The sequence below is a fragment of the Vibrio sp. QJM3NY_27 genome, assembly GCF_057785955.1.
In genome coordinates, this window is record NZ_CM173512.1 from 212,338 (window position 1) to 224,561 (window position 12,224).

At 43.7% G+C, this 12,224-nt stretch carries 12 protein-coding genes; 9 read left to right on the plus strand and 3 right to left on the minus strand.

The window, feature by feature from the left end:
* Positions 1 to 14 precede the first annotated feature (14 nt).
* Positions 15 to 674: a pyridoxamine 5'-phosphate oxidase family protein gene (locus AC3CIA_RS16845; protein ID WP_488519315.1), complete on the plus strand. Its 660-nt coding sequence runs from the start codon at positions 15 to 17 to the stop codon at positions 672 to 674.
* Positions 675 to 755: 81 nt separating this feature from the next.
* Positions 756 to 1,658: an urea transporter gene (locus tag AC3CIA_RS16850; RefSeq protein ID WP_171308011.1), complete on the plus strand. Its 903-nt coding sequence runs from the start codon at positions 756 to 758 to the stop codon at positions 1,656 to 1,658.
* A 9-nt stretch (positions 1,659 to 1,667) separates the two neighbouring features.
* On the opposite strand, the gene AC3CIA_RS16855 is transcribed toward AC3CIA_RS16850, so the two are convergent.
* Positions 1,668 to 2,675, minus strand: a complete 1,008-nt coding sequence (locus AC3CIA_RS16855; protein WP_488519316.1) for an AraC family transcriptional regulator — start codon at positions 2,673 to 2,675, stop codon at positions 1,668 to 1,670.
* Positions 2,676 to 2,808: 133 nt separating this feature from the next.
* Between AC3CIA_RS16855 and AC3CIA_RS16860 the strand changes: the two genes are divergently transcribed.
* The 5 genes from AC3CIA_RS16860 to cspE all read left to right on the plus strand — a co-directional run bounded on the left by AC3CIA_RS16860 (position 2,809) and on the right by cspE (position 8,178).
* Positions 2,809 to 3,159 carry an MFS transporter gene (locus tag AC3CIA_RS16860; RefSeq protein ID WP_108208668.1) on the plus strand — a complete coding sequence of 117 codons (351 nt, stop codon included), beginning with the start codon at positions 2,809 to 2,811 and terminating at the stop codon, positions 3,157 to 3,159.
* Positions 3,153 to 4,376 carry an HlyD family secretion protein gene (locus AC3CIA_RS16865; protein WP_488519317.1) on the plus strand — a complete coding sequence of 408 codons (1,224 nt, stop codon included), beginning with the start codon at positions 3,153 to 3,155 and terminating at the stop codon, positions 4,374 to 4,376. The genes AC3CIA_RS16860 and AC3CIA_RS16865 overlap by 7 nt, the downstream gene beginning before the upstream one ends.
* A 703-nt stretch (positions 4,377 to 5,079) precedes the next feature.
* Positions 5,080 to 6,318, plus strand: coding sequence for a cytosine permease (codB, locus tag AC3CIA_RS16870; RefSeq protein ID WP_032545837.1), 1,239 nt, complete (start codon positions 5,080 to 5,082; stop codon positions 6,316 to 6,318).
* A 9-nt stretch (positions 6,319 to 6,327) separates the two neighbouring features.
* Positions 6,328 to 7,605, plus strand: a complete 1,278-nt coding sequence (locus AC3CIA_RS16875) for a cytosine deaminase (protein WP_017079618.1) — start codon at positions 6,328 to 6,330, stop codon at positions 7,603 to 7,605.
* Between the two features lie 360 nt (positions 7,606 to 7,965).
* Positions 7,966 to 8,178, plus strand: coding sequence for a transcription antiterminator/RNA stability regulator CspE (gene cspE, locus AC3CIA_RS16880; protein ID WP_004730009.1), 213 nt, complete (start codon positions 7,966 to 7,968; stop codon positions 8,176 to 8,178).
* A gap of 7 nt (positions 8,179 to 8,185) precedes the next feature.
* Here cspE and AC3CIA_RS16885 read toward each other — a convergent pair whose 3' ends face one another.
* Positions 8,186 to 8,314, minus strand: coding sequence for a hypothetical protein (locus tag AC3CIA_RS16885; RefSeq protein WP_267136161.1), 129 nt, complete (start codon positions 8,312 to 8,314; stop codon positions 8,186 to 8,188).
* Positions 8,315 to 8,562: 248 nt separating this feature from the next.
* Between AC3CIA_RS16885 and AC3CIA_RS16890 the strand changes: the two genes are divergently transcribed.
* Entirely contained in the window at positions 8,563 to 9,579 is a 1,017-nt protein-coding gene (locus AC3CIA_RS16890) for a GGDEF domain-containing protein (RefSeq protein WP_237300394.1), read from the plus strand.
* A gap of 186 nt (positions 9,580 to 9,765) precedes the next feature.
* Here the strand turns inward: AC3CIA_RS16890 and AC3CIA_RS16895 are convergent, their stop codons facing one another.
* Positions 9,766 to 10,362 carry an aldolase/citrate lyase/malate synthase family protein gene (locus tag AC3CIA_RS16895; protein ID WP_054547138.1) on the minus strand — a complete coding sequence of 199 codons (597 nt, stop codon included), beginning with the start codon at positions 10,360 to 10,362 and terminating at the stop codon, positions 9,766 to 9,768.
* 169 nt (positions 10,363 to 10,531) lie between these two features.
* On the opposite strand from AC3CIA_RS16895, the gene AC3CIA_RS16900 reads away from it, so the two are divergent.
* Positions 10,532 to 12,061, plus strand: coding sequence for a DUF3612 domain-containing protein (locus tag AC3CIA_RS16900; RefSeq protein WP_017079615.1), 1,530 nt, complete (start codon positions 10,532 to 10,534; stop codon positions 12,059 to 12,061).
* The last annotated feature ends 163 nt before the right edge of the window (positions 12,062 to 12,224 follow it).

A 12,224-nucleotide genomic window follows, 5' to 3' on the forward strand; every position in this document is an offset into this window, starting at 1 on the left:
ATTAAGGAGCGATTATGTTATCTAACACGAAAAGAACCACGATTAAAAAAGGGGCTCACAAAGCCGTATTTGAACAAGAGAAGCTGCACCAAATTATTGATGAGAGCTTAATCGCACACATTGCATTGCAGGGCGAACAAGGGCCAATGGTTATCCCGATGCTTGCGTGGCGAGTCGATGACATGGTTTACATTCATGGCGCCAAAAACAGTCGCTTATTGAAAGGTCTGAAAAAGGGAGATCCAACCTGCTTAACGTTCACTCTGTTCGATGGTTGGGTGTTGGCTCGCTCTGCATTTCATCACAGTGCGCATTATCGTTCTGCTGTGGTATTGGGGTCATTCTCAGTCATCGATGACAACCAAGAAAAGGATCGCTTATTGAACATCTTCATTGAGCAAATCGCGCCGGGAAGAACCGACGAAGTCAGGCTCAGTAATGAGAAAGAGCTCACCGCAACCGAGCTATTAGCAATACCGTTAACGGAAGCATCCGTCAAAATTGGAAAGCACGGCGTGAATGATGATAAGACTGACATGGATATTCCTGCCTGGGCGGGTGTGTTGCCTTATCGCACCGTTGTAGGACCATTAGAAACCGTTCCAGAGCAAGAAGGCATCATTGAAACGCCAGATTACCAACAAGCTTATGGTGAACGTTGGTATCAAAATTAACACACTTAGGTAGTCAAAAGGATGGAGTTATATACAATCTGAATTACAAAAAATCAACATGACTCATGATGTAATCAGACGATGAAAACGAATAAGGATATCCTACCATTTCAAGGCTTGCTCAATGGCATTGGGCAAGTCTATTTCACACCGTCTGCCTTGACGTCGCTTTTGCTGTTGCTTGCCATTTCGATTGAATCACTTTCACTGGCTTTCCTTACCCTGCTTGGCGCAAGTTGCAGTTATGTATTGGCTCGTTATTCCATCAAACAAAGCAAAGACCTTGATAATGGGATGTTCGCGTTAAATGGGGCTTTAATTGGTTTATTTATTGGTAACTTTTTTGGTGTCACACCATTATTGGTTCTAGTGACTGTGTTAGGCGCATTACTCACAGTCCCCATTGCCAACATTGTATTCAGCTTTAAGAAGTATCGCGGTTACACCAGTGCCTTTATCCTCACCTCTTGGCTGATTTATATTATCCAATCAAGCTTAGGCCTTTCGGCATTTTCTCCATCCAACTCGGCATTGATACCCATAATCAGTTTTGAGGCAAACTCGTGGTTCAACCTACCGACAGTGGTGATCCCGCTCTTAAAAGGGATCAGCCAAGTCAGCTTTATAGACAATGCGTTGTCAGGGCTCGTTATCTTAATCGCCATCGCGCTTAACAACCTAAAGCATGCCACTTGGGTTGTGCTAGCAGTAATAATAAGCATCATTTTTAGTAAGATGATTGGTGCTTCTAACGAACTGGTAGCCCAAGGTCTTTATGGGTACAACGCCATTCTTGCCACTCTAGCGCTTGTGCTCTATCCGCGAATCCCTTGGCCGCTAATACTATTAGGCATTCTTTTGAGCTGCCTTGTTACACTTGGCTTTCATGAACTGTCACTACAGCCACTCACCGCCCCTTTTATTTTGAGCACTTGGGTCGTGGTTTACTTATCTGGCCTAACGCAAGAAACGAAGGCAAGTTAGGCAACATAGTTACAGTCCGGTTTTTAAGCGCTCCACATATTGCTTGGGTGTCAAACCTCGATGTTTCTTAAACATCCGATTAAAGCTCGCGACGTTGGTATAACCTAACCTCGTCGCCACTTCTTCCACTGGCACTGAATACAACAATAGCTCCACCGCCACGTTGCTTAACGCATATCCCATGATGGTAGAAAAGTTAACACCCAATTTGTGTAATCGTCGCTGGAACTGCTGTTCAGATAAGCCGAGTAGACTGGAAACTTTATGCAGCGTTGGCAGGCCGAAATGGCGACTATAATTGATCATCTCATAAGTCACTTTATGCTCATCCGCGGCATCGGGCATGTTGAGGTAATTGTCTAAATCATGAAAGTTCATCGCCAAACTCATCTTGCCGACAGAAGGTGATTGGTTGATCGACAACCTCAAGTGGCTCGGTATCCAAATCTCAGTCCGCGGTTGGCCCCACTGAATATTGCACCCAAAGTACTCCTGATAAAGTTGAGTGTTTTCGCGATAACCAGCGATAGATACGGCTGCAGGGGTAAAATCGTCTCCCAAGTATCGTCTCAATATCTTCATCATAAAAATTGCCACTCTTATTGAGTCGTGTACTTTGCCCGTTTCCGTGTAAGCGGGATTGTCGTAGCACCATTTAATCATGGTCCCTACCTGTGCACCATATAAGAAAGCACCCGACTGCAAACAATGAAGTCCGATGTTGACTCTACGGATCGTCGAAGCAAGATCATGCCCAGAAAAAAACCAATTAGTTAACGGGCCTAACCTTTCAATATCAACTCGATCAGCCAATTTCAAAATGATATCCGGATCATTGGTTTGTAATTCCAACAAGCCAAACCATTTGTCGACTTCACTAACTGGAATAAGGTTCATTGAATTATTAAATACAGACTTCGGAATACCCAAACTGTCCGCATTAACCATAGGATTCGTCACGGCGTGCCGATAGATTCCCAAAATCCCTAACGCTCTTAAGAAGTTACAATTACTCACTAATGGCAGTCCTTTATAAATCCAATGACAGATCAAATCATATAAATAGCATTATCGAAGTAATTAGTAAATTTACAACTTGTAAATCCTACACCCATCACACTCGGTACATCATTTAACTTAGGGTTTATCAATGAGTTTAGTAAGTGTCCCATTTGTCGGAACTGGCGCCGATACCGCTCTACACGTAGTAGCAGGCGTTGTATTGATCGCAACTATCGCTGCTGCATGTTACGGATTCTGGCGTGTGCATGAATTACCAATCAATAAAGCTCACAGCAAAGAGCACCAACAACTCGGCTTAATCACCGCATTAACTTGGATTGGTTTTATCTGGCACTGGGTATGGGTACTCGCCGTCATCTTGGCCTTTGTTGATATGGAAAAAGCGATCATCAATCTGAGAGACACCTGGAAAGCGCCGACAAAGTCTGACGTTCAACCAGAACACAGTGATAAAAATGAGGAGAACCCAGCATGTTAGAAGGCTTAGCTATTTGGGCACTGTTCATTTACTTACTGAGATTGGTAGGTATGCCTTGGAACAAAGGCACCAAAGCATTTGCTTACTTAGGTGGTACATCTTGGTTAATGTTCGTATGGGTTGGGTTAATCAACTTCACGCCGATGGATATCTCGGGCGGTTCAGTTGTTCAATCTCCGCATATTCAATTACGTCCGGACTCAACAGCGGTCACAGGAAAAACCACCAAGGTTCACATCAGCCCAAACCAAGATGTGGTTGAAGGGCAACTTCTTTACGAAATTGATGACACCAAATATGTGATTGCGAGAGACAAAGCAAGCGTTCAACTGGAGTCAACAAAAGTCGCTTTAGACACAGCTCGCCAAGAAGTCAGCATTGCTAAAATTAGCTACCAGTCGGCGCTAGAAGACATCAAAACATCTATTGCACAGATAGAGTCAGCAAAGACAGATCTAGTGCTGCAATCTAAGACCCTTGACCGGTACCAGAAACAAAACAGCGTCGTAGAACATACGATTACAGAAACTGACATCGACCAACAAACAGCAAAGGTTGACCTAGCAACTCACAATGTCACCACGCTGGAGTCACAACTCAGTAAAAAAGAAGTCGATGCCGAGAATGCGAAATTAAATATCCACAAAGCTGAAACCAATGTGAGCAAGGAGCAAACTGAGGTTGATTCTTCTAAGGCAACACTGGCGCAAGCACAATGGGATCTAAACAGCACCAAAGTCACTGCACCGACTGACGGCTTTGTAACGAACTTTATCCTTCGTGAGGGTCAGCGCGTTTCGATGATGCCTCGTATCCAGATGTATACCGAAGAGAAGTACGTATTGATGCGAGTCAATCACCAAGCGATTCGCAATGTTAAGGTGGGTCAGCCAGCAGAATTTTCGACCGCGGTATACCCGGGGAAAATATTCTCTGCAACCGTAGAAGGCATTGTTGAAGCGACGGGTGAGGCACAAGCTAGCTTATTAGGTATTGATGAACAGGTTCGCGTTACCACAGGCAGAAACCTCCAGAACAAACACCACTTTGTTCGCTTAAAAATTGACGAAGCGGAAGGTTACGATATTCCTGTCGGCTCCGTTGGACTAGCTTGGGTAAGCGGTGAGAAGCCAATTGGCTTTATGGGCTTCCTAGACGTAATACGCGGGATTATCATTCGAATGAAATCTCAGTTGTACTTCTTTTACTCAATCTAACTTAAGTAACAAGTAAATCAATACAAAGCCAGTATGCCCTTAAAGCATGCTGGCTTTTTTAGGGAAGAACAAAGACGAGCTAGTACTAGCTGTCGGCATAAAATACAAAATAGTTCTTATTACATAGCTTAGACAACCCATCCATATTTGCACAATGCATTTTCATTTTGCGAACTTATAATTTTAAAACGCGAAAAATCAGCTTAAATACGCACCAAATTGCTATAAAACACCCCTTTTACGTCGTTTTAAAAGTTGGCACACTAACTGCAACGTATACAGTGACCCTTCTTAAGCCGAGGGTCACCTAGCCAACTGACGTTGTTAGTGAACCTTTGTTGTTCACGATATATATAGGCCAATTGCGAATATTGCGATTGGCCATTTTTTTGCCTGTCATTTAAGAAACATCGCCCGCCCAAGATACAGACACCCATTCATAAATATAATAATCAACATTCATAGCCAACTATGAACAACAGATACCTGATGCGTTATAGAAAACGTTTTCTATTTATTTTAATTAAAAAAACATAAAACATAACCTTATGTTTTATATTACTTTTAGTTCAACAACTGATGCCACACCGCCTTTATTGACAAAATTAGCATTGACTACGTAATTTATATCACCATAATGCGCACGTTTGCCTGCAATACGGCGACCGTTAAATTTAATTTTGATCATTTGCGGAGGTAAAAAATGGCTGCTGATAATAACTACAGTCTTGGGCCGGTTCCTACATCGGCTAGGAAAGGAGTCGCTTCACTCACCATGGTAATGCTTGGACTCACTTTCTTCTCTGCAAGTATGTGGACAGGTGGTTCACTCGGGACAGGTCTTTCATTCAACGATTTCTTCCTCGCCGTACTCATCGGTAACCTAATTCTCGGTATTTACACTTCTTTTCTTGGCTATATCGGCTCATCTACTGGCCTCTCTACTCACCTCCTTGCTCGTTTCTCTTTTGGTACTAAAGGCTCATGGCTTCCTTCGGCTTTACTTGGTGGTACACAAGTCGGTTGGTTTGGTGTGGGCGTGGCAATGTTTGCCATTCCAGTTCAGAAAGCCACGGGCATTGATACCAACACCTTGATTGTTGTATCAGGCTTGTTGATGACGGGTACGGTGTACTTCGGTATTAAAGCACTCATGGTCCTTTCAGCGATTGCGGTTCCTGCGATTGCAATTCTAGGTGGTTACTCAGTACTGACTGCGGTAGACAGTGTTGGCGGGCTAGAACAGCTACAACTGATTGAGCCGGAAACACCAATGGACTTCTCAATGGCGTTAGCAATGGTTGTCGGTTCATTCGTGAGTGCAGGTACGTTAACTGCCGATTTCGTTCGCTTTGGTAAAAAGCCAGCGAGCGCAGTGTTAATTACCATGGTCGCATTCTTCATCGGTAACTCACTGATGTTTATTTTTGGCGCGGCAGGTGCAGCAGCGACGGGTCTCTCTGACATTTCAGATGTGATGATTGCGCAAGGTCTTCTGCTTCCAGCCATCATCGTTCTAGGCTTGAACATCTGGACAACCAATGAAAACGCACTTTATGCGTCAGGTCTTGGTTTATCCAACATCACTGGCCGCTCAAGTACTACAATGTCTATCATCAACGGCATCGTGGGTACGATCTTCGCGCTTTGGCTGTACAACAACTTCGTCGGTTGGTTAACCTTCCTTTCGCTGGCAATTCCACCCATTGGTGGGGTAATCATCGCCGACTTCTTTGCGAACCGTAAACGTTACAAAGATTTTGCAAAAGCAGAGTTCCAAACCGTTAACTGGGCTGGCATTATCGCGGTAGCAACAGGCGTTGCCGCTGGTCACTTCCTTCCTGGCATCGTTCCTTTGAATGCCGTGTTTGGTGGTGCAATCAGTTACCTCGTGCTTAACCCTCTATTGAATAAAAACGCTCTGAAATCTCAGGCCGCTTAAGGACACACTATGACAACCTTATTAATCAAGAACGCGAAGCTTCAAGACCAAGACGGCTTGAAACAAATCCTGATTGAAAATGGTCAATTTTCTCGCATTCTCGATAATGACGCACCAATCAATCATCAAGGTGACATCCTTGATGCTGAAGGTGGCATTGCAGTTTCTCCTTTCTGTGAACCGCATATTCACCTAGATACGACGCAAACGGCTGGAGAACCTAACTGGAACATCTCTGGTACTTTGTTTGAAGGTATTGAGCGTTGGGCTGAGCGTAAAGAACTGCTATCAATCGAAGACGTAAAGTCTCGCGCGAAACAAACACTGAAATGGCAGATCGCTAACGGTGTTCAACACGTTCGTACACACGTTGATGTATCTGATCCAACGTTAGTTGCGTTAAGAGCGATGGTTGAAGTTCGTGAAGAGATGAAAGAATGGGTCGACATCCAGATCGTTGCATTCCCTCAAGAAGGTATTCTTTCATACCCTAACGGTAAAGAGTTGCTTGAAGAAGCAGTGAAGATCGGTGCTGACGTTATCGGTGCTATCCCCCATTTCGAATTCACTCGTGAATACGGTATTGAATCTCTGCACTATGCGTTTGAGCTTGCTCGCAAGTACGACTGTCTGATCGACGTTCACTGTGATGAAATCGATGACGAGCAATCTCGCTTTGTTGAAACACTGGCGGCCCTTGCTCATAAATTCGACATGGGTGATAAGGTAACGGCAAGCCATACTACAGCAATGGGTTCTTACAATGGTGCTTACGCATCTCGCCTATTCCGTCTATTAAAGATGTCTGGCATTAACTTCGTGGCAAACCCGTTAGTGAACATCCACTTACAAGGCCGTTTCGACGACTACCCGAAACGTCGTGGTGTGACTCGTGTTAAAGAGATGCTAGCGGCTAATATCAATGTATGTTTCGGCCATGATGATGTGTTTGACCCATGGTACCCGCTGGGTACAGCGAATATGCTTCAAGTTCTGCACATGGGACTGCACGTAACACAAGTTATGGGCTACGACCAAATTAACACCTCTCTTGATTTAATCAGCAAGAACTCAGCTCGTACATTGAACATCCAAGACAACTACGGTATTGAGGAAGGTAAGCCAGGAAGCCTGCTAATTCTTCCTGCTGACGATGGCTTTGATGCCGTGCGCCGCCAAGTACCAGTGCAGTACTCAATTCGCCACGGCAAGGTAATCGCAGAGACTCAACCAGCGAAAACAAAAATTAATTTAGATAAAACTGAAGATATCAACTTCAAACGATAATATCGTCTATACTAATGATGAAAAGGAGGCTTAGGCGTCCTTTTTACTTTGTCACGGCGTGTGATTTTATAAAACCATCAGCTATTTCAGGTGGTTTTGTTAACGAGCACAACATGACAAAAAAACTCGCTGATTTCTCAATCAATGAGTGTACAACCGGAAAGACTGTGTTAACATGCACTCGCTCTGTTAGCCGGAGTTATTTAAGTTAGATGAATAGTAAAAAATGACATGTAAAATCGTTACCCGTTTTTGTAAGTAGTTTTTCCTTATTTCTTAGCAACATTAAATAATTCAATTATCAGCGCATTGCAGTAATGCAATCAACAATTTAGAAAATTTATGAATAAGGGACAAATTATGTCTAACACAAATACTGGCACTGTAAAATGGTTTAACGAAGAGAAAGGTTTCGGTTTCATTTCTCAAGACAACGGCGGTGCTGACGTATTCGTACACTTCCGTGCAATCGCTTCAGAAGGTTTCAAAACTCTGAAAGAAGGCCAAAAGGTTTCTTTCGAAGTTGAAAACGGTCAAAAAGGCCTACAAGCAGCAAACGTTGTTGCTCAATAATTAGCTTTTAGCTAAAAAGAATTTTAAAGCGCTGATTTTTATCGGCGCTTTTTTGTATCTGCTCATCAATGTTTTCACCCTTTCCCTCTCTCGATTCAAATTTCTGCGTTACTTCTCCAATCGATTCTGAAATCACAGTTCTCTCCCAGACTAAGGTTTTAATAAAAAACTTAACCTATGTTCCATAGTGAATAACCAAAAATATGGTTAAAGAACAATCCATTAGACACCATTTATGAATACGCAATCGATATTCATAATAAAAATGAGTTATTTATCCAATCCTCATCGATTAATCATATAATTTTTAAAGCAAAGACCTGCGAAATCCGCTAACCTTGTCCAAAAGTGGCTTGAGTTAGTTTGGTATCTGCAGTAAAAATAATGAAAAAAGACGAATTCCAGAAATCCACCGCTAATCTAAAAAAAGCGGTACCTCTTATGATGAAGAACAGAGTGTCTACCACACCTGCAAATTACGCACTTTGGTACACCTATGTCGATAATGCTATCCCACAGCTAACTAAAGACATGGATGGTGTTTTAGAACACTACGGCATTTGCCCTCCAGCCGTTGGTGAGCAGCTTTACAACAATTACGTTGCGAGCAAATCTGAAACCAATATCAACGATCTTCGCGCTAACCTAGAACTGTTAGTTTCTGAAGTTTCGAATTCAATGAATGATACTCTCACCGATACCTCCGCTTTTTCCGACATGATCGATAAAAGCTTCGAGGATTTGGCTCGTGTTGATAATGAAAGTCTATCGATCGACGAAGTCATGTCGTTGGTTCGTCAGTTGGTTTCTGAGTCTCGTCATATTCGTCACTCTACTCAGTTTTTAAACTCTCAGTTGAACTCTGCAACGTCAGAAATCACCAAGCTAAAAACCCAATTAGTAGAAGTGCAGAAAGATGCGCTCTTCGACAGTACAACGACACTCTATAACCGACGCTCTCTAGATCGTGATTTGGAAACATTATGCGAAGCCAAACAGTCACTATGTCTCATCCTTCTCGATATAGACCATTTTAAAAATTTCAATGACACCTATGGCCACTTGTTTGGCGATATGGTTCTTAAAGGGATAGCTCGCAAGCTGAAGCTAAGTTGTCGTGAGGGTATTTCTGCGTATCGATTTGGTGGTGAAGAGTTCGCACTCATCGTGCCAAACAAGTCTTTGCGTATTGCTCGTCAGCTCGCAGATACTAATCGACGCTCTCTAGAAAAGCTGTCTATTAAAGATCGTCGCAGTGGTCAACAAGTCGGTAGTATCACCGCATCGTTTGGTGTCGCTGAACTTGAGCCCGGTGAGTCGGCGCAATCACTGATCGAACGAGCTGATAAGTTACTTTACGAAGCGAAATCACTTGGCCGCAACCGAGTCATGCCTCTTTAAGGTTTCACAGCTGGTTCTGCTCAATGAGAAACCGTGAACGCGAATTGATACACATTTAAAAAACAACAAAAAGCCCCAAAGACTAACTAGTACATTAATCTTTGGGGCTTTTTCGTTGGCTATGTGTATCGGCTTAGTACTTACTGGGGTCAAACCCTCCAGCGTTCCAAACCTTATTTCATACGACTAAAGCTGGTAGCAATAATTCAGGCAGTAATCTTCACCACTCTTTGCTCTGAACTCTTTATCTTCGCTGCATGCCTTTGGTTTGCCCTTTGCATCACCTTGAATCAAGCTGATCCAGTGGCGCATTGCTGCAATGGTCTCTTCGCGCATTGTGGTGGTTGCTTCCACTGGCGATTGACCGAACGTGGTGCATGATTCTAACTGAATATCATCGATCTCTACCAATTCAATACACCCTGTCCCTTTATGACATCCAAACATCACTTCCAAGTGACTGCCACTGCCATCTCGGAACAAGATAGAGTCTGGGTCATTCTTCTCACCCATGTACGCTACAAACTGTTTAGGGTGCTTTAGGCCGCTGTGCTGACCATCTTTAAAGTAAGCCATGATATGGCGGTAATCAACTACGTAGCTGGTTACGTCTTGATGTGAACCATTCTCTAGTGGGAACAGTCGATCAAGCAGCTGTTTTGCTTTCACTTGCTTCTCTGTTTGCTGGTTGGCACTGATTGTCTCCACGGCAAAGACAGCTTCAGCGATAAATGGTTTTGATTGTTTTTGGATTTCTGTTTTATCGAATGTAAGCATATTCATAGTCTTTCCCTCTTGACTAGCCCGGTGATAACCACCGATTTCTACAGCAAAAATGTGTCCTAGAGCAATTATTCCAAACTAACGTTTAACTTATTTGTCATTTTGTGAATTGCTTAGTTTGTAGATTAGCGCTTTTTTACATACAATTTCACAACAAAAATTTTACAATGTGAATTTTACAAATATGGCCTTGTCAAAAAGTTTAGTTCGTCAGTCTCATTTCCTAGGTACGAAAATACGTAACCTAAGAAAACGTAACCATTTAACGATGGAAGATCTGTCTGCGCGTTGTATTCGAATCAACCCAGAATACGCACCTTCCGTTTCTTACCTTTCAATGATTGAACGCGGAAAGCGTGTGCCAAGCATCGACATGCTGGAAGTGATTGCGCAGGTTTTTCAGAAGACCCCAACGTGGTTCCTCGACGACGAATCAGAACAACAAGCCATTGCACCTGACAAGGGGAATCGTGGTGGGATAAGTGGCATGGCACTCGAGCCTAGCTTTCTTTTCTCCAACGACATCCTGCAGATTGCTATTCCTGAAATGCTGTCACAAACCGGGATCTCAGGCCGTCAGTTCGCGCACCTCTTGATTAGGGCACACCAAGAAAGCAACCAGAACCACTTCCCTGACCTTGAGCGCGCCGCAGAGGAGGTTGGCCTAAAACGTCTTAACCTGAGCGTAGAAGACCTTATAGACATCGCTAGAACCCTTGGTATTAATATCCGCTGGGTTACGCGCACGCCGCAGGACGTGGTTGATGAGCTAGGAATTAATGCCAAGCAACTGGTTACTTCATTCTTTGAGCCTCCCGGTACGATCTTTTTAAACGAAATTCTCAAAGAGTACCCCACTCGTCTGAAATACGATCTCTCGGTTTATATCGGCCATTGCATTCTGCATAGTAAAGAAGGCCTAAAGAGTGTGTTGTCGGTCGGTAACAACAACACATGGGATGACAACCAGATTTCAGGCTCTTCACAGCTGAACTCTCAAGACATTCTGCAAGCGTGGCGAGACTTTGAATCCAGTTTCTTTGCAGGAGCACTTCTGTGCCCGAAAGTCCCGTTTAGACAGCTGCTAGACCGCACTGGTTACGAAATAGACGTTCATAAGAGAGCGGGGGTTTCCCCCTCTGTTGCGATGCGTAGAATGACGGTAGTATCGCCCTACCCTCACTGGCACTACTTTGATGCTTATGGGCCGGGGAAACTCAAGGCGGTATACCGCGGGAACGGGATTCCACTGCCTTGGGGGAATATGAGAACGGTCGCCGACCCATGTCAACATTGGGCAGTGTTCCGTCGATTATCAGAACCTCGGGCAGGTAGCTCAGCTCAGATCTCCATTTTAAATGTGGGAGATGAGCCAAGAATCTATTGCTGTGAATCCATCAATATGACGGATCCTGCGGGTAACAATCGCGTGTTGTGTGCTGGTATAGACTTAAACCCAGCGATTGATGCTCAAGGCGGTAATTCAAGAGATATAGCAGAGCAGCTTAAGGCGTCATGCGTCAACAATGGTGGCTCTGTGGTAATCCCGCGTAACATCAAGAAAGATCTCACGACAATAGCCAAGATTCTAAATATAAATTGGATTGAACGTGGGATTGAGACAGAGGCTAGGCTTATCTGCTCCAGAGGTGGAGAGTGCCCTCGCCAACCAAGCTGTTACTCGAAGTGTGGTGAGTAAAAAAGTAAAACCAACAAGTAGAACTCAAAATTCAGGCAAAAAAAAACCAACCACAATAAAGGTGATTGGTCATATATTTTGTGTGAACAATATGGGTTCACTAACAACGTCAGTTGGCTAGGTGACCCTCGGCTTAAGAAGGGTCACCATTACTTATGCAGCA